17 protein-coding genes are annotated in these 21,087 nt (G+C 71.9%); 4 read left to right on the top strand and 13 right to left on the bottom strand.

Features of this window, described 5'->3' with window-relative positions; genetic code table 11:
• Positions 1-24: 24 nt before the first annotated feature.
• From E0F75_RS32810 to E0F75_RS32800, 3 genes are all read right to left on the bottom strand, one after another.
• Positions 25-822, bottom strand: coding sequence for a response regulator transcription factor (locus E0F75_RS32810; protein ID WP_267499841.1), 798 nt, complete (start codon positions 820-822; stop codon positions 25-27).
• Positions 819-2,027, bottom strand: a complete 1,209-nt coding sequence (locus tag E0F75_RS32805; protein ID WP_229314600.1) for a sensor histidine kinase — start codon at positions 2,025-2,027, stop codon at positions 819-821. Before E0F75_RS32805 ends, E0F75_RS32810 begins: the two co-directional genes overlap by 4 nt.
• A gap of 96 nt (positions 2,028-2,123) precedes the next feature.
• A complete protein-coding gene (locus tag E0F75_RS32800; protein ID WP_229314599.1) occupies positions 2,124-4,241 on the bottom strand; it encodes a type IIA DNA topoisomerase subunit B in 2,118 nt (705 codons plus the stop codon).
• Between the two features lie 432 nt (positions 4,242-4,673).
• Between E0F75_RS32800 and E0F75_RS32795 the strand changes: the two genes are divergently transcribed.
• Entirely contained in the window at positions 4,674-4,904 is a 231-nt protein-coding gene (locus E0F75_RS32795; protein WP_015036683.1) for a hypothetical protein, read from the top strand.
• 114 nt (positions 4,905-5,018) lie between these two features.
• Here the strand turns inward: E0F75_RS32795 and E0F75_RS32790 are convergent, their stop codons facing one another.
• Both E0F75_RS32790 and E0F75_RS32785 read right to left on the bottom strand, forming a co-directional pair.
• The gene (locus E0F75_RS32790) at positions 5,019-5,837 is read right to left on the bottom strand and encodes a serine protease (RefSeq protein ID WP_229314598.1); all 819 of its coding nucleotides are present in this window, start codon (positions 5,835-5,837) and stop codon (positions 5,019-5,021) included.
• Positions 5,838-6,006: 169 nt separating this feature from the next.
• Positions 6,007-7,554 (bottom strand): RNA polymerase sigma factor, encoded by a 1,548-nt coding sequence (locus tag E0F75_RS32785; protein ID WP_229314597.1) that lies wholly within the window; start codon positions 7,552-7,554, stop codon positions 6,007-6,009.
• Here E0F75_RS32785 and E0F75_RS32780 point away from each other — a divergent pair.
• Positions 7,487-7,717, top strand: a complete 231-nt coding sequence (locus tag E0F75_RS32780) for a hypothetical protein (protein WP_188266940.1) — start codon at positions 7,487-7,489, stop codon at positions 7,715-7,717. The genes E0F75_RS32785 and E0F75_RS32780 overlap by 68 nt on opposite strands.
• A gap of 216 nt (positions 7,718-7,933) precedes the next feature.
• Here the strand turns inward: E0F75_RS32780 and E0F75_RS32775 are convergent, their stop codons facing one another.
• The 5 genes from E0F75_RS32775 to E0F75_RS32755 all read right to left on the bottom strand — a co-directional run bounded on the left by E0F75_RS32775 (position 7,934) and on the right by E0F75_RS32755 (position 15,534).
• Positions 7,934-8,821 carry a FadR/GntR family transcriptional regulator gene (locus E0F75_RS32775; RefSeq protein ID WP_229314596.1) on the bottom strand — a complete coding sequence of 296 codons (888 nt, stop codon included), beginning with the start codon at positions 8,819-8,821 and terminating at the stop codon, positions 7,934-7,936.
• A 160-nt stretch (positions 8,822-8,981) separates the two neighbouring features.
• Positions 8,982-10,838: an ATP-binding cassette domain-containing protein gene (locus tag E0F75_RS32770; protein WP_229314595.1), complete on the bottom strand. Its 1,857-nt coding sequence runs from the start codon at positions 10,836-10,838 to the stop codon at positions 8,982-8,984.
• A 122-nt stretch (positions 10,839-10,960) separates the two neighbouring features.
• Positions 10,961-11,800 carry an NUDIX domain-containing protein gene (locus E0F75_RS32765; RefSeq protein ID WP_229314594.1) on the bottom strand — a complete coding sequence of 280 codons (840 nt, stop codon included), beginning with the start codon at positions 11,798-11,800 and terminating at the stop codon, positions 10,961-10,963.
• Positions 11,801-11,909: 109 nt separating this feature from the next.
• Positions 11,910-14,000, bottom strand: coding sequence for a glycogen debranching N-terminal domain-containing protein (locus E0F75_RS32760; protein ID WP_229314593.1), 2,091 nt, complete (start codon positions 13,998-14,000; stop codon positions 11,910-11,912).
• A gap of 115 nt (positions 14,001-14,115) precedes the next feature.
• Positions 14,116-15,534 (bottom strand): DUF4192 domain-containing protein, encoded by a 1,419-nt coding sequence (locus tag E0F75_RS32755; protein ID WP_229314592.1) that lies wholly within the window; start codon positions 15,532-15,534, stop codon positions 14,116-14,118.
• Positions 15,535-15,675: 141 nt separating this feature from the next.
• On the opposite strand from E0F75_RS32755, the gene E0F75_RS32750 reads away from it, so the two are divergent.
• Positions 15,676-17,859 carry a RecQ family ATP-dependent DNA helicase gene (locus E0F75_RS32750; protein WP_229314591.1) on the top strand — a complete coding sequence of 728 codons (2,184 nt, stop codon included), beginning with the start codon at positions 15,676-15,678 and terminating at the stop codon, positions 17,857-17,859.
• A gap of 228 nt (positions 17,860-18,087) precedes the next feature.
• Entirely contained in the window at positions 18,088-18,717 is a 630-nt protein-coding gene (locus tag E0F75_RS32745; RefSeq protein WP_229314590.1) for a hypothetical protein, read from the top strand.
• Between the two features lie 57 nt (positions 18,718-18,774).
• On the opposite strand, the gene E0F75_RS32740 is transcribed toward E0F75_RS32745, so the two are convergent.
• The 3 genes from E0F75_RS32740 to E0F75_RS32730 all read right to left on the bottom strand — a co-directional run bounded on the left by E0F75_RS32740 (position 18,775) and on the right by E0F75_RS32730 (position 20,969).
• The gene (locus tag E0F75_RS32740; RefSeq protein WP_229314589.1) at positions 18,775-19,407 is read right to left on the bottom strand and encodes a hypothetical protein; all 633 of its coding nucleotides are present in this window, start codon (positions 19,405-19,407) and stop codon (positions 18,775-18,777) included.
• A 106-nt stretch (positions 19,408-19,513) separates the two neighbouring features.
• Positions 19,514-20,224: a ribonuclease HII gene (locus E0F75_RS32735; RefSeq protein WP_229314588.1), complete on the bottom strand. Its 711-nt coding sequence runs from the start codon at positions 20,222-20,224 to the stop codon at positions 19,514-19,516.
• A gap of 127 nt (positions 20,225-20,351) precedes the next feature.
• A complete protein-coding gene (locus E0F75_RS32730) occupies positions 20,352-20,969 on the bottom strand; it encodes a TetR/AcrR family transcriptional regulator (protein ID WP_229314587.1) in 618 nt (205 codons plus the stop codon).
• Positions 20,970-21,087: the final 118 nt, after the last annotated feature.

The raw sequence follows: 21,087 nt of genomic DNA, 5'->3' as shown, positions 1-21,087 counted from the left end.
CTTCTCCTCTCGCTGTTCACCCCATCAGGTGACTCTCCGCCCAGGTGCCCTGACCAGACCGTGCTGATATGCGTACCGCACGGCCTGCGCCCGGTCGCGCACCCCCGTCTTGGCGAAGAGATTGTTGATATGGGTCTTCACGGTGGCCGTGGAGATCCGCAGCCGCCCGGCGATCTCCTGGTTGGAGAGCCCGTCGGCCACGAGCACGAGTACCTCAGTCTCCCGCTCGGTGAGCCCATCGGCTCCCGGGACCACGGGCCCGGCGGTAGCCGCCTGATCCGCCGTCCCCGGTCCGGTCCCACCCGACGGCCCCGCCCGCTCGGGCCCCTCGCCCCGGTCCAACAGCTGCTCCAGCAACCGCCGCTGCACCGTGGGGGAAAGTCCCGCCCGCCCGTCGGTCACGTCCCGCAGGGCCCTGGCGATCTCCTCCCCGCCCGCGTCCTTGGTCAGGTACCCGCGCGCCCCGGCCCGCAGCGCCGGGAAGAGTGATTCGTCGTCGGCGTAGGTGGTGAGCACCACGATCTCCGTCCCGGGGTGCCGCTCACGGATCCGGCGGGTGGCCTCGACACCGTCGCAGCGCGGCATGCGCAGGTCCATCAGGACCACGTCGGGCGCGAGTTCGGCGGTCAGCGCGACCGCTTCCTCCCCGTCCCGGGCGGACCCGACGACCTCGACCCCGGCAAGCAGCCCGAGCAGCATCACGATCCCCTCACGCACCACGGCCTGATCGTCGGCCACCACCACCCGCACCGCCCGAGCTCCCTCCCAGGAATCGACGTCCTCCAGCCGGGGCAGACCCACGGCCCTCTCGTCGGCGTTCATGCCGGCACCCGCAGCCGTACGGCGAATCCCGGCCCGTCCGGCCCCGCGTCCAGACTGCCGCCGAGCAGTTCGGCCCGCTCCCTCATCCCGAGCAGTCCGTACCCGCTGCCGGACGAGCCGAGCCCGTACCCCTCTCCCTCGGCCGCGGGAGGTGGCCCGGAGTCACGTATCTCCAGGGAGATCTCATCGGCCTCATAGGCGAACCGGATCCGGGTCCGGGCGCCGGGGGCGTGCTTGCGCACGTTCGTCAGAGCCTCCTGCGCCACACGCCGCACCGCCTGGGAGGCCTCGGCCGGCAGGTTCCGACGCTCTCCGCTGACATCGACCTCGGCGCGGTCCTCCCGGGCCAGCTCCCGCAGGTATTCCTCGACGGGCAGCATGTCACCGCGCAGTGCCGACAGCGCGTGCCGGGTCTCCGCGAGCCCCTCTCTGGCCATGGAGCGGGCCGAGGTGACGAGCTTGAGGACCTCGCTCCGATCCGCACCCGCCTCGATCTGGAGCCGTGCGACCTCCAGGTGCACCATCTGGGCGGAGAGGCTGTGGGCGAGCACGTCGTGTATCTCGCGGGCGATCCTGGCTCTCTCGGCCAGCGCGGCCGACGCGGCCTCGGCCTCCCGGGCGAGCCGCTCCTGGGCGAGCAGCTGGAAACCGGCGCCGCGGGCATGGGCATCCAGCCGGAGCGAGTAGCCCGCGAGCAGCACGGTCCCGGTCGTGAGGCCAGCCCCCAGGATCCCGGTCTCGTCTGCCTCCACGAAGCCGGGGACGAGCACGGCCACGGTGGCCAGGCCGAAGGGCAGCGGAAGCCGCTCCATCGCCATGATCGAGACGACTATCCACAACACGGTCGCGGGCGTCGGCGCCCCGGCCGCGTAGGCCCCGAGGCCGCCCAGGGCTATCACCCCGAGCAGCCCCAGCGAGGCCGCGGGCCGGTGGTCGAGGGTCGTGTGGTGGTAGCCGAGCGCCGCCGCCACACAGAGCCCGTAGCCGAGGGGCGGCAACGGCGCGTACCAGCCGTCGAACCCTCCCGAGGTGTAGCAGCCGACGAGCACCCAGACGCTCAGGGCCGTGATCATGCTGTAGTCCAGGACGATCCGGCCCCGGGGCACTCCCAGGCGGGTGAGCGCCTCCCGTGAGGGCCAGGAGCTCCAGGAGCCCTCCTGGGCCGTGCCGGTCCTCGTGTCCGTCCGCTCGCGCTTCTCGTTCATGCCTGTCCCCCTCCGTCACATCAATGCTACGGAGAGTCGAAGGCCGTGTGATCGGCCCGTGGGTGGAGCGTGTGGCTCCACCCACGGGTGGAGCGCTCAGGCGTCGATGCGCGAGCGGTCGAGGGTCGCCGCGGAGCCGGTGATGAACTCCTTGCGGGGCGCCACGTCGTTGCCCATGAGCAGGTCGAAGACCTGCTCCGCCGCGTCCAGGTCGCCGATGTTGATCCGGCGCAGGGTGCGGTGACGCGGGTCCATCGTGGTCTCCGCGAGCTGGTCGGCGTCCATCTCGCCCAGACCCTTGTAGCGCTGGATGGAGTCCTTGTAGCGGACGCCCTTGCGCTGGTACTCCAGCAGGGTCTGGCGCAGCTCGTTGTCCGAGTACGTGTAGACGTACTTGTCCTGGCCCTTCTTGGGCTGGACGAGCTCGATCCGGTGCAGCGGGGGCACGGCGGCGAAGACCCGCCCGGCCTCGACCATCGGCCGCATGTAGCGCTGGAAGAGCGTGAGCAGCAGGCAGCGGATGTGGGCGCCGTCGACGTCGGCGTCGACCAGGAGGACGATCTTCCCGTATCGGGCCGCGTCGATGTCGAAGGTGCGGCCCGAGCCCGCTCCTATGACCTGGATGATCGCCCCGCACTCGGCGTTCTTCAGCATGTCCGAGACGGACGACTTCTGGACGTTGAGGATCTTGCCGCGGATCGGCAGCAGGGCCTGGAACTCGCTGTTGCGGGCGAGCTTGGCCGTACCGAGGGCCGAGTCCCCCTCGACGATGAAGAGCTCGCTGCGCTCCACGTCGTCGCTGCGGCAGTCGGCCAGCTTGGCCGGCAGCGAGGAGGACTCGAGCGCGGTCTTCCGGCGCTGCGCGTCCTTGTGCTGGCGGGCCGCGATGCGCGTCCGGGCGGCGGCGACGGCCTTCTCCAGGACGGCACGGGCCTGCGCCTTGTCGTCCCGCTTGGTGGAGGTGAGGAAGGCCTTGAGCTCCTTGGCGACCACGTTCGCCACGATCCGGCGGGCCGCGGACGTACCGAGGACCTCCTTGGTCTGCCCCTCGAACTGCGGCTCGGCGAGGCGGACCGTCACGACGGCCGTGAGCCCCTCCAGGGCGTCGTCCTTGACGACGTCGTCCTCGGCGACGCGCAGCATCTTCGAGGAGCGCAGCACCTCGTTCACCGTCTTGGTGATGGCCTGCTCGAAGCCCGAGACGTGGGTGCCGCCCTTGGGGGTGGCGATGATGTTGACGAAGGACTTGACCGTCGCGTCGTAGCCGGTGCCCCAGCGCAGGGCGACATCGACGGCGAGCTCACGGGTGACCTCGGTCGGGGTCATGTGGCCACGCTCGTCCAGGACCGGGACGGTCTCCTTGAAGGTGCCCTGGCCAGTGAGGCGCTGGATGTCGCAGACGGCCTTGTCCTGCGCGAGGTACTCGCAGAACTCGCTGATGCCGCCGTCGAAGCGGAAGGTCTCCTCGCTCTTGCCGATCCCCGCGAGGTCCCGCTCGTCGCGGACGACGATGGTGAGGCCGGGCACGAGGAAGGCGGTCTGCCGGGCGCGCTGGTGCAGCGTCTCCAGGGAGAGCTTGGCGTCCTTGAGGAAGATCTGCCGGTCCGCCCAGTAGCGCACGCGCGTGCCGGTGCGGTTCTTGGGGACGCGCTTGCCCTTGCGCAGGCCGTTGCCCGGGTCGAAGGGACTGTCGGGGCCCTGCTCCGTGAAGATGCCCGGCACGCCCCGGCGGAAGCTGATCGCGTGCGTGGCGCTGTTCCGGTCGACCTCGACGTCGAGGCGGGCCGACAGGGCGTTGACCACGGAGGCGCCGACGCCGTGCAGACCGCCGGACGCGGCGTACGATCCGCCACCGAACTTTCCGCCGGCGTGCAGCTTGGTCATGACGACCTCGACTCCGGAGAGTCCGGTCTTCGGCTCCACGTCGACCGGGATGCCCCGGCCGTTGTCCTGGACCTCGACGGAGCCGTCGTCGTGGAGGACGACCTCGATGTGGTCGCAGTAGCCCCCGAGGGCCTCGTCGACGGAGTTGTCGATGATCTCCCAGATGCAGTGCATCAGGCCGCGACTGTCGGTGGACCCGATGTACATACCCGGGCGCTTGCGGACCGCTTCGAGCCCTTCGAGTACGAGCAGGTGCCGCGCGGTGTAGTTGGAAGCGTCACGGTCTGCGGTCAGCAGCGCACTGGACGGCACGGACGTTTCGGCGGTCACGCGGTTCGCTCCTCGCTGAATTTGAAATCTGGCCCAGTGGGGTAAGGCCCGGCGTCGGTCACCCGTCAGAGGGTACCGATGCCTGGTAGAGCCGTTGTTACGCCACCCTCCCCGATTCCTCATGCTAGTCCAGCGTCGCATGGATGTTCGATCCCTCGATGGGGTGACGCGAACATCACGTTCCCTTCCGCGCATGAACCATTTAGGCTCCGGGCACGTCCTCATGAACAACCGGCAACCACGCCGGGAGGACTGACCGACACAAGCAACGCGAAATCCGTAGAGCGACGCAATACGGCTCATTCGCCGCCAACCGGCAGCAGACAGCCACCTGCGAAGAAGTTTGAAGGAAAAGCCGCGAGCGGGAACGTTTTCGGCCTGGTTGGATGTTGACCCTGGTACGACAGCTCGTCGAGCTAGAGAAGAGGCGACGTGACTACTGTTCTGACCCCCGCGAGCCCCCTGACGGCCGCTGACCGTTGCGACCGCTGCGGCGCCCAGGCTTACCTGCGTGTCGTCCTGACCAGCGGAGGTGACTTGCTCTTCTGCGCCCACCACGGACGTAAGTTCGAGCCGGAACTCAAGAAGATCGCCGTTGAGATACAGGATGAGACGGACCGCCTGACGGACGTGCCGGCCCGCACGCAGGGCGACGACCACTGACGCCTCGCATCCACGACGAGCCCAGATCCGGCCAATGACCGGACAACGGGCGGCCACCCCCGCATCCCAAGGGGGGTGGCCGCCCGTTCTCGTACCGCCACTGTCCGACGTGGCTCAGAAGTTCTCCGGCAGCACCGCCGAGACACGGGTGTAGACCCCCGGGTTCTCCGCCTGCCCACAGCCGCTGCCCCAGGACACCAGGCCGACGAGAAGCCCCTTCGCCACGAGCGGGCCTCCGCTGTCGCCCTGACACGCGTCTCTGCCGCCGCGCGGGTCGCCCGCGCACAGCATCGTGGTGCGCCGGTACGGGACGCCGAACCCTCCCGGGTACGCCCGCTCGCACGCGCTGTCCGGCAGCACCTGGACCCGCGCCGTCCGCAGGGTGGAGGCATAGGTCCCGCTGCCGGTCGTGTCGCCCCAGCCGTAGACGTCCGCCTCCGTGCCCGGCGCGTACGCCGCGTCTCCCGTGCGGGCGACGCCGATCACGTACGACTGCGGCAGCGCGCTCACCAGCGTCAGTACCGCGACGTCGCCCGAGTTCGTCGTCGGGTCGTAGTCGGGATTGACCCAGGTGTCCGAGATCCGCACCTCCTGCCCGCCCTGCCCAAGCAGCGCGGCGCGGCCCGCGATGACCACGAAGTCGCGCACCTCCCACGGTTCGCCGCCGAGGGCCTCACGCCCCAGGCAGTGGGCCGCCGTGAGCACCTTGGTCGGCGCCACGAGCACGCCCCCGCAGAACTGCCCCGCGCGCGTACCCCCGAACCGGTCACGGCTGGACAGCGCCACGACCCAGGGCGCGTCCGTGATCTGGGCCTGCCGGCCGCCCACCACGACGCTGTCGGCGGCCACGGGTACGGCGGTGGCCAGCTGTCCCGCCGCCGCCGCGATCAGGCCAAGAGCACCCGACAATGCTCGGGTGAGGGAACCACGCATGGAGCCTCCTGACTCTCCGGTGATGTCGCTTCACCCAGAGTCCAGCACACGACCGCGCGGTGCACACCGCACACAGCCGGAGGGCCCGGCTCCCCCTCGGGGAACCGGGCCCTTCCGCGTACCGCTCCTGCCTCGCGTCCGTCACTCTCACGGACTGGCGAGGTACGGATCAGTCGAGGTAGTCGCGCAGCACCTGCGAGCGCGACGGGTGACGCAGCTTCGACATGGTCTTCGACTCGATCTGACGGATCCGCTCGCGGGTCACGCCGTAGACCTTGCCGATCTCGTCCAGCGTCTTCGGCTGGCCGTCGGTGAGACCGAAGCGCATCGAGACGACGCCGGCCTCACGCTCGGAGAGCGTGTCGAGCACGGAGTGCAGCTGCTCCTGGAGCAGCGTGAAGCTCACCGCGTCGGCCGGAACGACCGCCTCGGAGTCCTCGATCAGGTCGCCGAACTCGCTGTCGCCGTCCTCACCCAGCGGGGTGTGGAGGGAGATCGGCTCACGGCCGTACTTCTGGACCTCGATGACCTTCTCAGGGGTCATGTCGAGCTCCTTGGCCAGCTCCTCCGGGGTGGGCTCACGGCCCAGGTCCTGGAGCATCTGACGCTGCACACGCGCGAGCTTGTTGATGACCTCGACCATGTGCACCGGGATACGGATGGTGCGGGCCTGGTCGGCCATGGCGCGGGTGATCGCCTGACGGATCCACCAGGTGGCGTACGTGGAGAACTTGTAGCCCTTGGTGTAGTCGAACTTCTCGACCGCGCGGATCAGACCCAGGTTGCCCTCCTGGATCAGGTCCAGGAAGAGCATTCCGCGGCCGGTGTAGCGCTTGGCCAGCGAGACCACCAGACGGAGGTTGGCCTCCAGGAGGTGGTTCTTGGCCCGGCGGCCGTCCTCGGCGATGATCTCCAGCTCGCGCTTGAGCTTCGGCGCGAGCTTGTCCGAGTTCGCGAGCTTGTCCTCGGCGAACAGGCCGGCCTCGATGCGCTTGGCGAGCTCGACCTCCTGCTCGGCGTTGAGGAGCGGGACCTTGCCGATCTGCTTCAGGTAGTCCTTGACCGGGTCGGCGGTGGCGCCGGCGACGGCGACCTGCTGCGCCGGAGCGTCGTCCTCGTCGTCGTCGGACAGGACGAAGCCCTTGCTCTCGCCCTCGGTCTCCTCCTCCTCGCCCTTACCGGGCGCGACGTCCTCGAGCAGCTCTTCGCCCTCGACGGCTTCGTCGGCGTCCTTCTTGGACGTGGTCTTCTTGGCCGCCGTCTTCTTGGCGACGGTCTTCTTGGCCACCGTCTTCTTGGCGACGGTCTTCTTCGCGGCCGCCTTCTTGGCGGCGGATCCGGCCTCGTCGGCCGGGTCGACGCCCTCTGCCGCGGAGGCCGAGGCGGCCGTGACGGTCGTCTTCGTCACGGTCGTCCTGGCGGTGACGGTCTTGGTGGCGGTGCGCTTGGCCGGGCTCTTCGCGGCGACGCTCTTGCGGGCACGCTTCGGCGACTCCGCTGCACTGACCATCAGCGTCACACCCTCTTCCTCGAGGATCTGATTGAGGCTGCGCAGAACATTCTTCCACTGGGTTGGCGGAATCTGGTCAGCCTCGAAGGCCCGACGCACGTCATCGCCGGCGATCTGCCCATCAGCCTTTCCCCGCTCGATGAGCGCCATCACAGACTCGGACTCGGCGATCTCCGGCGGGAGCGTACGGGATGTGCTGGCCGACACGAACAACCTCTCGGAACGATGGAAACGGCTTCCGGCCCCGCCCTGGATCGGGCTGGAGCCGACGACCGTCGACGGGGAATGTGCCGACGGCGCGGGCTGGACCGGGGAACTGCACAGCGCCTCCATCGGCTGCTGTATTCCTTCCTCGGCTGTCACCTCTTAGGTCATCGCACGGCTCGGAGGAGTGTTACGCCCAATCTTCGTGGCCCGAGTCACACCTCATGTGCGACAAATCAACGCAGAGGAATATATCAGCGTACATTCACGCCGCCGGAATCCTGGCATCGGCCGGGGAGACCCTTCCGGGCTCCCCGGGCGCCGCTCGGACCCGGCGGCGCGCGATGCCCGCACCTCCGCGCTCCCGGCCACGGCCCGCGGGTCAGTGTTCGCGGGGGGCGGGGACGACCCGCTCCACCTCGGGCTGGACCGTGAGCAGGGCCCGCATGGCCGTCTCCGCGCCGAGGGCGTCGCCCGTGGCGAGCGCGTCCACGATCCGCGCGTGGTGCGCGAGGCAGGCCTCACTCGGGCGGTCGCAGCCCGTGACGGGGCCGCCGGACACGTGGAGCGCCGAGCCGACGATGCCGGAGAGGTGCTCCAGCATGCGGTTCCCGGCAAGCTGGATGAGGAGCGAGTGGAACTCGGTGTCGGCGCGGGAGAACGTGATGCCGTCCCCCTGGGCGAACGCGTGGCCCATGATCTCGACCATGTCGGCGAGTCGCTGCTGCACGTCCTCGCGACCGTGCCCGGCGGCGAGGCGGGCGGCCAGGGGCTCGATCGTCCAGCGCAGCTCGTTCAGCTCACGGCGCTGGTCGTCGCGCTGCGGGCCGAAGGCGCGCCATTCGATGATGTCGGGGTCGAGGAGGTTCCAGTCACTGACGGGCCTGACGCGGGTGCCGACGTTCGGGCGGGCGCTGACGAGCCCCTTGGCCTCGAGCACGCGCAGCGACTCGCGGACGACGGTGCGCGAGACCTCGAACCGCTGGCCGATCTCCTCGGGGACGAGCGGGCGGTCGGCCCCGAGATCGCCGGAGACGATCATCTGGCCGAGCTGCTGGACGAGCTGGCCGTGCAACCCGCGCCCCCGGTTGCCGGCGCTCCGGCGGCCGACGCGGCCCAGGTCGGTGTCCACCCCCTCCCAGGAGGGCGGGCCCACACGGCCGGCGGCGGGCGCCTCCGCGAAGGGGTAGCGGTCGAGATCGCCCGGGGCGCCGAGGCCGGAGTCGACGGAGCGGGCGGCGGTCATCATGGTGTGCGCAAGGGTACTCACGCATCCTTTGTCGGCGCTGCTTCCGTGACCCTTGAGGTCTTTGGTGAAAAGCACACGAAAGGGTGATCGGCACCCCCTACACAATTGACGATTAATCGGACATAACAGGCAGTTTTCAGGGGAGTTGACTCCGAACCGGAACCTTTCGGTCCACAAGTGATCACCAACGCGCCTTACGGCGAAGGCCGGTGAACACATAGGCGCAGAGCAACCCGGTCAACATCAACGAGAGAGCCACTCCCGCGGGCTGCCCGAGCACCCGCAGCCCTCCCGCCAGCCAGCGATCCACCGCCGGGGACCACTGCGGACCGGCGAACTCCCGGAGCCGCGAGGGGAGTCCGGCGACCGACCGCACCGAGGGTCCGGTCAGCACCTTCTGGAGCAGCGGGACGAAGGCGACCGGTACCGCGAGAACCGCCGCCACACCGGCCGCCGCCGCCCGGAACACCCCGGCACCGAGGACTCCGGCCCAGGCGCAGCCGACGATCAGCCCCAGCCAACTCGTACAGAGAGTCGGCCAGTTCTTGGGTACGGAGACCAACTCTCCGCCGTAGACGAACCGCAAAACCTCAAGATCCACCACGACGACGGCCGCCCCGAGCACCAGGGCGACGGCCGCCGCGACGGCCAGTTTCGCCAGCAGCAGGCCGGGCCTGCGCGGCACGGCTCCCCGGCCCGTGGTGAGCGCGGGATAGCGGTACTCCTCACCGAAGGAGAAGGCGCCGAGCAGTCCGGCCCCGAGCGCCGCGGGCGGCAGCGGGGAGAGGGCGGGCCAGCCGGCCAGGACCGCGGGCAGCGCGGCGCTCCCGCCCCGCCCGAGGAACAGGGCGAGGGTCACGGAGCCGAGCAGGACGGCCATCACGACGAGCGGGGTGGACGGCACACCCAGGAGGCGATGGATCTCGTACCGCACCGGCCGCAGGGGCGAGCGGGCGGGCCTCCGGGCGCGACCCTGCTCCCTGGCAGCAGGGTCGCGGGGCACGGGGTCACCGGGTCCGGAGGCGCCGGGTCCGGAGGCGCCAGGTCCGGAGGCGCCAAGTCCGGAGGCGCCAAGTCCGGAGGCGCCAGGTCCGGAGGCGCCAGGTCCGGAGGCGGACTCCAGGCGACTCCCTCCCGCCGGAGTGCGCCGAACGGGCAAGGTGTCAGCGGTGTCGCCGGTCTCCGCGGCGAGCCGGTGGATCGGTACGCCGTGACGGAACGCCGTGTCGCCGACGGCCGCGCAGTCGCTCCCGTAGACGGACAGCCGGTTGCCGTCCTCGGCGACGACCTCGACCGGCCGGCGGGCGGCCCTGGCCTCCTGGGTCACGACCGCGGCGAGCCGTGCGGCCTGCGGGGTGCGGACGGCGACACGGGGGCGCAGCCGGGTACGGGCGAACTCGGTGACCTCCTGGTCGGCGACGAGTCGCCCACCGTCGAGCGTGACGACCCGGTCGGCGTTGCGGACCGCGTCCTTGGGGTCCGCCGTGGTGTACAGCACGGTTCCCCCGTCGTCCGCGTGGGCCCGAAGCAGCTCGTACAACCAGGCGCTCTCGGGTACGGAGAGGCCGGCGCCCGGCTCGTCGAGCAGCAGGGTGTGAGGGTCACCCAACAGGGCGGAGGCGAGGCCGAGTCGGCGATCGGCCCCGATCGGCAGGGTGCCGATCCGCCGGCGCTCCAGGCCGTCGAGGCCGACGGCCCGGGTGAGTTCCCCGGCCCGTGAGGCGGGAACCCCCGTGGCGGCGCAGAGCATCCGCAGCTGGCCCCGGAGTGTGCGGGAGGGGTGCCCGGGGATGTCGCCGAGGAGGACGCCGACCTCGCGCGGAGGGTGGGCGATGCGGTGCAGCGGCCGACCCCGGAAGTAGGTGATCCCGCGGCCCGGCTCGAGTTCGAGCATGAGCCGGAGCGCGGTGGTCTTGCCGGAGCCCGCGGCGCCGAGGAGAGCGGTCACGGCACCCGGCCGGGCCTCGAAGGTCAGATCGTCCACGGCGGGCGGGCGATCGCGGCGGGGAGTGCTGGTCAGTCCGATTGCCTGGAGCATCGCTTCTCTCGCGGTAGGTGACACCGCTCCGCGGCAGGGCGGCGCTACCGCAGCAAGATAACGCTACATTTCGGACTTTCGGTGCAGGGTCGGCGCCCAGGAGCGCCGGAAGCACCGGTCTGTCAGACCTCGGGGCGCAACATCGGCGGGTTGAGGAGAGTGGCCCCACCAGCCCTGAAGAGCTGGGCCGGGCGCCCGCCCTGACGAGTCGTGGTCCCACCGGCCGGAACGAGGAAGCCGGGCGTGCCGGTCACCTTCCGGTGGAAGTTGCGCGGATCCAGGGCCACACCCCAGACGGCCTCGTAGACGCGCCGCAGCTCTCCGACCGTGAACTCCGGCGGACAGAAAGCGGTGGCCAGGGAGGAGTACTCGATCTTGGAGCGGGCGCGCTCCACCCCGTCGGCGAGGATCCGGGCATGGTCGAAGGCCAGCGCCACCGGGCCGCCTTCCTTCCCGTCGCCACCGGCGTCACCCGAGCCCCCGGCACCGCCGGCGGCATGGGCCGCTCCGGTCGCCTCCGCGGTCCCGGCGAGCACGTCCTCGCCGAGCAGCTCCTCGACGGGCGCCCAGCGGGCACTGTTCGCGTCGCCACCGGCCCGCGGTGCGGGAAGGTCCGGGGCGAGCGCCAGATGCGCGACGCTGACCACCCGCATGCGGGGGTCACGGTCGGGCGCCCCGTACGTCGCCAGCTGCTCCAGGTGCGCGCCGTTACTCGGTACGGGCGGTGGGGCGGCCGGGTCATGGGCGCAGAGGCCCGTCTCCTCGACCAACTCACGCGCGGCGGCACCGCTGAGGTCCTCGTCCTCGCGCACGAAGCCGCCGGGCAGCGCCCAGCGCCCCTGGTACGGCGCCTCTCCCCGTCGCACGACCAGGGTGCAGAGCGCATGGCGGCGCACGGTGAGCACGACCAGATCGACGGTCACGGCGAAGGGCGGAAAGGCCGACGGGTCGTAGGGAGGCATGCCGCGATCATAGTCGTCTTCCTGACGATAAGCACGCCCCTCAGGAGCATCCGCGCTGACTTCCGCGCCCTGCCGCGAGGCTTCCGTCGTGTCTGTGCCCGGCATCCCGTCACACCCCCAGTTGAAGGCCCTCTGCGGCCTCCTCGACCATACCGAGACCGAGCCTGCCGACCCGCACGGCGAACGGCTCACCCGCGACCACGATCCCCGAGAACCGGATCGCTCCGAGCGGCGCCGACCGCAGGGGATGCGTCGACACGGACCGGCCCGGCGCGTCCGGCCGGATTCCGGCGAGGGCGAGCAGCGCGTGGACGGCTCCGGCGGCCGCGACGGCCGCCGGCCGGCACGCGGCAGGGTGCGGCACCGGCCGCCCACCCGCCGTGCGCTGCTCCCCGGCGTACATCTCGGGCAGCCGGTACGTGAAGGCCTCCGCCGCGTCGAGCAGCCCACGGAGCAGGGAGGCTGCCTCCTTCTCGTGGCCGAGGGCGGCGAGTCCTGCCACGGCGACCGCCGTCTCGTGCACCCGCACCGCACCCGCACGGTGGCCGAAGGGGTTGTGTCCCGGCTCCTTGGCACCCAGGCTGCGCAGCCCCCAGCCGGAGTCCAGGGCAGGGGTGCCGAGCAGTCTCGCCACCTGTTCGGTCTCCGTCCTGTCCAGCAGCCCGTGGGCGAGTCGGCCGCCGCCCAGCAGTCCGGTGTCGAGCAGATGCGCGGCCCAGCCACCCAGCTGGGGCCAGGTCCGGCCGTCCGGTCCGCGGGCGACGGCGGGTCGGCCGCCGGCCCGGTCGTCGAGCCAGAACTCCCGCCGGAAGCGCTCGCGCAGCGTCCCTGCCGCATCGCGCAGTGCGCCTCCCCCGGGCCTGCCGCAGGCGTCGAGCAGGTCCGCTCCGAGCAGCGCCGCGCGATGCGCGTGTGCCTGTGTCTCGGCGCGCCAGGGCCCGGCGGGCCCCGGGTCCGGCACGAGCCCGCTCGCGCCGGCCGTCCGGCGCAGCCAGTCGAGGCAGCGCTCCGCCACGGGCAGCAGCTCTTCGAGGTCCGCCGCCGGCAGCCCCCAGCGGCGGGCCTCGGCGAGCACGACCGGATAGGCGAGGGTGGCCTCGATGCCGGTGCAGCGGGGCGGCAGGTGCGGGCCGGCGTCCCTGAGGGGTCCCGGGATGCGGCCGGACTCGGTTCCGCCGCCGGAGAGTTGGGTGCGCCCGAGGGCGCGCAGGGTGGTGACGGCGAGCCGGGTGCCGAGGGGCAGAGCCATCCGGGCCGCCCAGAGCGCCTCGGCGGTGACGGGTCCGCAGCGCCAGGGGACGCCTGCGGCAAGGTGGACGTCCGCCGGGTGCGCCGGGTCGCGCTGGAGCAGGGCCCGCAGGTCCTCGACGGAGGCGCGCAGCAGCTCCCCGGGACGGGGGTCGTCGCCCTCGGCGAGGGCTTCGGCGAGGACGTGGCCTCCGGGCCGCCCGGCACCGCCCGGGGAACCGGTGGGGCGTCCTGGCGAGCCGTCGCGTACCCGCAACCGGACCGTGAACGTGCCCCCGGGCGCCAGCTCGGCCTCCCAGCGGAGAACGCCCGCCGCCGCCAGGGCGTCCATGGGCGGCGGGTCCGCCGTGACGGTGACGGATCGTCCGCCGTCGCCGGTCCAGCGCAGGCCGGTGCCGTGGACGCTCGCGGTGAGCTCGGGTCCGGGCCGGCCTGACGCCACCGCGCCCAGGTCCGCGAGATCCGACCCCAGAGCGATTTCCACGGGGAGCCTGAGAGGGCGGGCGACGGCGCTGCGCAGGGTGATCCGCTCGCTGCCGTCGGCGCTCCGCGTGCGTTCGACGGTGAGTCCGGGATCGGGTCCCATGTCCCCGGGGACTCGGAGGACTCCGAGGAACACCGCCCGGTCCGCGGCCGCCATGCGGCCCTGGAGGGCGACGGGCTCGCGCCCCGCCACGCGCAGGACGCAGCGGGAGAGGAGCCTTCGCCCCGCCGCGTACACGCCCTCGGGCCCCTCGCCGGTGAGCTGGCCGTGCTCCGCGCAGACCGCGAGGGCGGGCAGGGCCACGCAGAGGAGCGCGTCGTGCACCGAGGGAAGCTCCGCGGGCCGCGCCGCGCGCGCGGCGCCGGTACCGACGCCGGCCCCGGGTTGGCGCCCCGTGGGGCGGCCGGGCACGTGGCCGATCGGGGGTCCGGTGGGGCGGCCGGGGGCCGGGACAGGACTGAGGGCCATGGCGGGTGCGGGGTGCTCTCTGTGCGGACCGGGCGGCCGGCGAAGGGTCGGCGGGACGGTTCGGACGACTCCGCCAGAGAGCTGAACGCGCCGACAGGCGGCCGGGTCACGGTCGTCATCGGCCGCTCCTGGTGCCGCGCTGCCCACCGCGCCTCGGACCTCCGCTCCCCGGCTTGCCAGCGGCGGGCCCGCCGGGCCGGACACCGGCCGAGGAACGGCGCTCCGCTCCACCCGTCTGGCGACCGGCCTTCGTCAAGGTCTGCCGGCTGCTCTGCGGGCGGGCGACGCGCGTCCGGACCTGCGGGGATGCCCCCGAAGCGGCCTGGTCCGAAGCGATCCGGCTGTCCCGCTCGGTCCGCAGACAGGAGCGGAGCGACTCGGGGTCGAGCCCTTCGTTGCACGCCTGGTGCAGCAGCCGGGCGAAGACGTACTCGGGGTCGATGTCGAGCGCGAGTCCGAGGGCGACCCGGGCGGTCGGCTCGTCACCGGTGGACCAGGCCGTCCAACCCGCGAGGGTGAGCGGTGCGGCGGCGTGCTCCTGGTAGGGGGCGACGCAGCGCCGGGCAAGTACGCGCCAGAGGCGCAGGGCGGCGGTGCCCTCCCAGCCCTCCATCCATTCGGCGGCGCGGTCCCGGGTGACCCGGTCCTGGAGACCGAGGATCAGCGCGGCCGCTTCGCCGGTCTCGACCAGGGCGTCGTCGGACGCGTCGCTCTCGGCGGTGCCCGCGACGCTCCCCCTCACGGCCCTCGGGGCGGTCGAGCCGCCGCTCTGGCCGGTCGGCCCGGCCTCCCCCGTCGGGTTGACGAACCGGCGGAGGACCGCCCGTGCGAGGCGCAGCGTCGCCTCGCGCACCTCCGCCCGCCCCTCGCCCTCGGCGGCCTCGAGGATCCGGGGGACGATCGCCGCGGCGCTCGCGTCGAGTGCCGCGCGCTGTTCTTCCTCCCGGGGGCCGCCGGAGGGCTGGAACCGCCGTTCCATGTCCCGCAGCGAACCCCGCACCTGGACTCCGGCGTACGCCGCGGTCGCCGCCATCACCGTCGTACCGCTGAGGGCGAGCGGTGTGCCGTCGGGCGGGCAACAGCGGGCGTCGGGGCAGCAGTAGGAGAAGTAGAGACCGTCGGAGATGCAGAGGGCCTCGTAGACCGGGATGTCGAGGGCGCCGCACGCCGTGCGCAGCCGCTGGGCGAACGGGCGCAGCCGCTCCATGACCCTGCGGCCCGTCTCGCCTGCCGCGGGGTCCTGGCAGAGGAAGACGACGATGCCGTCGGGTCGGGTGCCGCTCCTGCTGCCTCCCTCGACGAGGCATTCGGCGAGGTGATCGGCGGTGGACGCCCATTCGCGGGGCGAGCGGGGAATGCCCAGCCTGACGCGTCCTCCGAAGCGGCCGTGCTCGCCGTGGAGGGCGACCAGGACGACGGAGTCGGTGGGGTGGAAGCCCAGCACGAACGGCAGGGCGTCGGCCAGTTCCGCCGGACCGCGCAGGGTGATCCGGGTACGGGAGAGGTCGCTGGATTCGTGGTGATTCGCGTTCATGGTCAGGACGGTCTCGTGATCTCCCGAAATCCGAAACCCCTGTGGATAACTCCCGGAACGGGGCTTCCGTCGACCTGTCGAGTTGTCCACAGGTTCGGCGCTCATTCGCGCGATGTCCGAGGCATCGGGTTGCATGGAGTCATGACCCACGCAGACCCCCTGGAAGACCGCGCCGCGCTCCGGACCGCCGCCGATGCCGTGCTCGCCCGTCTCGTCTCGGACCCGACCGGCACGGCGAGACTGCGCGAGGACCAGTGGCGGGCCATCGAGGCCCTGGTCGCCGACCGGCGCCGGGCCCTTGTGGTGCAGCGGACGGGCTGGGGCAAGTCGGCCGTGTACTTCGTGGCGACCTCGCTGCTCCGTGAGCGCGGCAGCGGCCCGACCGTGATCGTCTCCCCGCTGCTCGCGCTGATGCGCAACCAGGTGGAGGCGGCCGCTCGGGCGGGTATCCGCGCCCGGACGATCAACTCGTCGAACACGGAGGAGTGGGACACGGTCCAGGAGGAGGTGGCCGCCGGTGAGGTGGATGTGCTCCTGGTGAGCCCCGAGCGGCTCAACAATCCGGATTTTCGTGACCAGGTGCTTCCCCGGCTAGCTGCCGCCACCGGGCTTCTCGTGGTCGACGAGGCGCACTGCATCTCGGACTGGGGGCACGACTTCCGGCCCGACTACCGCCGGCTGCGCACGATGCTGGCGGATTTGTCGTCCGGGGTTCCGGTGCTCGCCACCACGGCCACGGCGAACGCGCGGGTGACGGCGGACGTGGCCGAGCAGCTCGGTACGGGCGCCGGTACGGACGCCCTGGTTCTGCGCGGCGCGCTGGACCGGGAGAGTCTGAGTCTGGGCGTGGTCCGGCTGCCGGACGCGGCCCACCGGCTGGCCTGGCTGGCCGACCACCTCGACGAGCTGCCCGGTTCGGGCATCATCTACACGCTGACGGTCGCCGCGGCGGACGAGGTCACGGCCTATCTGCGCCAGTGCGGCCACACGGTCTCCTCGTACACGGGCCGCACGGAGAACGCCGACCGGCAGCAGGCGGAGGACGATCTCCAGGCCAACCGGGTCAAGGCCCTCGTGGCGACCTCCGCCCTCGGCATGGGCTTCGACAAGCCCGACCTGGGTTTCGTGGTGCACCTCGGGTCGCCGTCCTCCCCGATCGCGTACTACCAGCAGGTCGGCCGTGCCGGGCGAGGTGTGGAGCACGCCGAGGTGCTGCTGCTGCCCGGGCAGGAGGACGAGGCGATCTGGCGCTACTTCGCCTCGGTCGCCTTCCCCCCGGAGGAGCAGGTGCGCCGCACGATCGACGTGCTCGCCCAGGCGGGCAGGCCGATGTCCCTGCCCGCGCTGGAACCCCTGGTGGAGCTGCGCAGGACCCGTCTGGAGACGATGCTCAAGGTCCTCGACGTGGACGGCGCGGTGCGACGGGTGAAGGGCGGGTGGGAGAGCACGGGCCGTGCCTGGGTGTACGACACCGAGAGGTACGCCTGGGTGGCGCGCCAGCGGGCGGCCGAGCAGCAGGCGATGCGCGACTACGCGGCGTCGTCGGGGTGCCGGATGGAGTTCCTGCGCCGTCAGTTGGACGACGAGGAGGCCGCGCCGTGCGGTCGCTGCGACAACTGCGCGGGGAGCCGGTTCGATCCGAAGGTCTCCGACGCGGCGCTTGACGCGGCCAAGGGCGAGCTGGGCCGGCCGGGTGTGGAAGTCGAGCCCCGGAAGATGTGGCCGACCGGACTCGCGGCCGTCGGGGTCGATCTGAAGGGTCGTATCCCGGCGGGCGAGCAGGCCTTCGGCGGCCGGGCCCTGGGTCGGCTCTCGGACATCGGCTGGGGCAACCGGCTCCGTCCGCTGCTGGCCGACAGCGCCGCCGATGGTCCGGTTCCGGACGATGTCGTGCAGGCGGTGGTGCATGTGCTCACCGACTGGGCGAAGGGGCCCGGCGGTTGGGCCTCCGGGGCGCCCGACGCGCCCGCCCGGCCGGCCGGTGTGGTCACGGTCGCCTCCCACCGGCGGCCTCGACTGGTGGGTTCACTCGGACATCGGATCGCCGAGATCGGCAGAATGCCCCTGCTCGGAGCCGTGGAGTACGCGCCCGAGGCGGAGGATGTACGACTGTCCCGGACCAACAGCGCCCAGCGGGTGGTGGGACTGCAGCGCACCCTGACGGTCTCCGCCGAACTGGGCGAGCGGCTGGCCGCGGCGGGCGGGCCGGTACTCCTCGTCGACGATCTGTCCGACAGCGGTTGGACCTTGGCGGTGGCGGCCCGCCTGCTGCGACGGGCCGGAGCGGAAGGGGTGTATCCGCTGGTACTTGCCGTCCAGGGGTGAAACGGGAGGGGAAACGGGGAGTGAACAATGGGCAACTGGGCAGGGATATGAAAGGCATACCGACGCAATCCCGTCAGCGGCCTCAATTGCTCGTTGCCGCTCGCCCACGGGCCAGCAAGAATTGGGAAACCGCCTCGCACGCCCCGCCAGCGGTCCGGACGGGCTGTGCTGTGGTGCGCCCTCACCCGACCTTGCCCGCCTCGCGGGCGCGTATCCGAAGGGAGGACCGTGACCCTCGGATTCGCTCCGCCCACAGCCGCCTCGCTCAGATCGTCGTCCGAGTCCGCCAACCGCCTCGCTCGGATACTCGAACCGGCCGAGTGGGCCGCGGCGGGGATCCCCCTGTTGCGCAGTCCGCGTGAGGTCGTCGGCGGACTGCACTCGCGCCACACACCGACGCCCTCGATGGCGGTCCTCGCGATCCTGGACCACGAGGAACGGATCGCCGCCAGCGCCTCGTTCGTCCGTCGCCCCACTCCGGCGGACGGCTGGGAGTTCCGCAACGCACTGCTCGCACATCTGCGGCGGGTCATTCCGCACGACCTCCGCAGGCGCACCCCCGTACGGACCGCGGTGCTGATGTACTGCCGCGAGGGCGACGAGCGCTGGACCGAGGAGGACGGAGCCTGGATGTGGGGGCTCCGCGACGCCTGCACCCTGCACGGTCTCCGCTGCGGCGCGTACATCACGCTGACCCGGGCGGGCTGGCAGGTGCTCGGTGAAGGCCGCGGCGGCCGTCGTCCGAGCTCCGACTCCCTTCCCCTGCCGCTCGGCGAGGGGTCGGCCGAGCTCGGCCGGCTGACGCCGAGAACCGCGAGCGGCGCGACCGAGCCCCTGCGTCGGGCCGCCGCGCGCTGATCGCGGACGACGTCGGCCCCCGCCGGACCGGGTGCGGTCCGGCGGAAGGGCAGTCGGTCAGACTCCGGCGCCCGCTCCGAGGAGCGCCGTGACGCGCTGCGGGTCACCGCAGACGACGAGCAGGGCTCCGGCGCGGTCCATGGCCGACGGCAGGGCCTTGGCGGCCGCCGCGTCGTCTCCGCCGTTGACGGCGACGATCACCACGGGGCGGGGGGTCGCCCGCTCCACGGCGGCGGCGTGCGCGAAGAACACGTCGTCACCGGTGTCCTGCTGGGCCCAGTAGGCGGCCTCGCCGAAGGACAGCTCGTGCGTGGCCCACGGGTGCGGGTCGCCGGTGGTGAGCACCAGGACCTCGCCCGGCGCCCGGCCGTTCTCCAGGAGCAGGTCCAGGGCCTCTTCGGCGGCGTCGAGTGCGCCGTCGACGGAGGCCGGGATCAGCTGGAGCTGCGGCGTGGATCGCTGATCGGAACGATTCTCCGGGGCGTTCGCCGGAGACGGCCCGGGACCGGGGTGCGGGCGCGGCGCCGCGGGCCTGGCAGGGCCGGGAACGGGGCGTCCGGGACGCGGTGAGGCCGCGGTACGCGGGCCGGGTACGGGACGGGGGGTCGACGCGGGGCGGCCGGCGGCCGCGGTGGCGCGGGGACCCTGGGCGCTCTCGTGAATCTGAGGCTCCTCGGGGATGAGAGGCATGAGTGGATGTCTATCAAACGCCGCTGCGCGAGGCACCGGCGGGTGGGCACAGATGTGCACCCCGGCCGCATGGGAGGCCCTTGAGGAGGGTCCCGCGACCGGAAGTTCAGAAGTCGAAGCCGAGTTGGCCCCCGCTTTCCAGCGCGACCGCCTCGGCGGAGAGGCGGACCTTTTTGAGGTGGCGCCACCTGGGCATCGCGTCCAGGTACGACCAGGAGAGACGGTGGTGCGGGGTGGGCCCCAGCTCTTCGAGCGCCGCTTTGTGGACCGGCGAAGGGTAGCCCGCGTTGGCACCGAAGGCGTACGCCGCGTAGTTCTCGCCATCGATGCCCAGCTCCGCCATCGCGGCATCCCGCCGGACCTTGGCGATCACGGAGGCGGCGGCAACGGCGATGCAGGACTGGTCACCCTTGATCACCGTACGGACCTGCCAGGGGCTGCCGAGGTAGTCGTGCTTGCCATCGAGGATCACCGCGTCGGGCCGCACGGGGAGGCCTTCGAGTGCACGGACGGCCGCGAGCCGCAGCGCGGCGGTCATGCCGAGCTCGTCTATCTCCTGCGGAGAGGCGTCGCCCAGCGCGTACGCCGTGACCCAGTGCTCCAGCTCCGCGGCGAGCGCGGTACGGCGCTTGGGGGTGAGCAGTTTGGAGTCGGTGAGCCCTTCGGGCGCCCGGCGCAGTCCGGTGACGGCGGCGCACACGGTGACGGGGCCGGCCCACGCTCCGCGTCCGACCTCGTCGACGCCGGCAACGATCTTGGCGCCGGTGGTGGCTCGGAGCGATCGCTCTACGGTGTGGGTGGGTGGTTCGTACGGCATGGCGCCTGACAGGTTACGCCGCTTGGTGCCGGGTGCGATACCCGGATTCCCGTCGGGCGCCCGAGGGGCTGTCGCAGCGCACCCCCGGGCCCGTGCGCATCACCCCTCGGAGGCCGCCCGACCCAGGTCAGGCGCGCAGCAGCGGCACCATGATCCGGTCGATCAAATCGGCGATCTCACGGTCCGGCCATTCGCTCGCGCACACCTTTGAGCGATACATCATCATCGCCGGTACGACGTCGACCACCAGGTCGTTATTCGCGTCCGCACGCACCTCACCCCTTGCAATTCCGCGGCGCAGCACATCCCGGAAGAGTCGGGCCGAGGGCTCGACGACGCCGGTGACGATCAGGCCGTGGAACCTCTCGGCGGCCTCGGCGTCGCATTCGTGAAGGACGGCACGCAGGGCGAAGCCGGGCTTGGAGTACATGACGTCCCGGACGCGGCGGCACAGCTCGTACAGCTCCTCGCGCACGCTTCCCAGGTCCGGGGCCTCGTCGAGGGCCGGAAGTCCGGCCTGGAGCGCGTCAGCGACGAGGTCTTCCTTCGAAGGCCATCGCCGGTACACCGCTGCTTTGCCCGTCTGCGCGCCGACCGCGACACCTTCCATCGTCAGACCGTTCCAGCCGACGCTGCCGAGCTGCTCGAGCGCGGCCTCCAGGATGGCCCGTTCGAGTACGGGACCACGGCGTCGCAGCGTCACCCCTGCCGGCCGGGCGGCGGCCGTGGAGCGCGAAGTAACCATCAGGATCTCTCCGTTGAGGCGGTGTCATGTCGTCGGCAGTGCGCAGTGAACGGTTGCGTTCACTGCGGGGGACTCACTACCGTGATGAACAGTGAACGGGTGCGTTCACTAATTCTTC

It is taken from the genome of Streptomyces sp. CB02980, from assembly GCF_014451325.2.
GTDB lineage: Bacteria > Actinomycetota > Actinomycetes > Streptomycetales > Streptomycetaceae > Streptomyces.
This window is presented reverse-complemented; position numbering and strand designations above follow the sequence as displayed.

Bases quoted from the DNA above. Each gene is read 5' to 3' on its own strand.
- E0F75_RS32770 (WP_229314595.1), bottom strand. From the start codon at position 10,838: ATGCTCCAGGCAATCGGACTGACCAGCACTCCCCGCCGCGATCGCCCG.
- E0F75_RS32730 (WP_229314587.1), bottom strand. From the start codon at position 20,969: ATGGTTACTTCGCGCTCCACGGCCGCCGCCCGGCCGGCAGGGGTGACG.
- E0F75_RS32780 (WP_188266940.1), top strand. From the start codon at position 7,487: ATGAGCGCCATCACAGACTCGGACTCGGCGATCTCCGGCGGGAGCGTA.
- E0F75_RS32760 (WP_229314593.1), bottom strand. From the start codon at position 14,000: ATGGCCCTCAGTCCTGTCCCGGCCCCCGGCCGCCCCACCGGACCCCCG.
- E0F75_RS32805 (WP_229314600.1), bottom strand. From the start codon at position 2,027: ATGAACGAGAAGCGCGAGCGGACGGACACGAGGACCGGCACGGCCCAG.
- E0F75_RS32810 (WP_267499841.1), bottom strand. From the start codon at position 822: ATGAACGCCGACGAGAGGGCCGTGGGTCTGCCCCGGCTGGAGGACGTC.
- E0F75_RS32755 (WP_229314592.1), bottom strand. From the start codon at position 15,534: ATGAACGCGAATCACCACGAATCCAGCGACCTCTCCCGTACCCGGATC.
- E0F75_RS32790 (WP_229314598.1), bottom strand. From the start codon at position 5,837: ATGCGTGGTTCCCTCACCCGAGCATTGTCGGGTGCTCTTGGCCTGATC.
- E0F75_RS32740 (WP_229314589.1), bottom strand. From the start codon at position 19,407: ATGCCTCTCATCCCCGAGGAGCCTCAGATTCACGAGAGCGCCCAGGGT.
- E0F75_RS32765 (WP_229314594.1), bottom strand. From the start codon at position 11,800: ATGCCTCCCTACGACCCGTCGGCCTTTCCGCCCTTCGCCGTGACCGTC.
- E0F75_RS32750 (WP_229314591.1), top strand. From the start codon at position 15,676: ATGACCCACGCAGACCCCCTGGAAGACCGCGCCGCGCTCCGGACCGCC.
- E0F75_RS32735 (WP_229314588.1), bottom strand. From the start codon at position 20,224: ATGCCGTACGAACCACCCACCCACACCGTAGAGCGATCGCTCCGAGCC.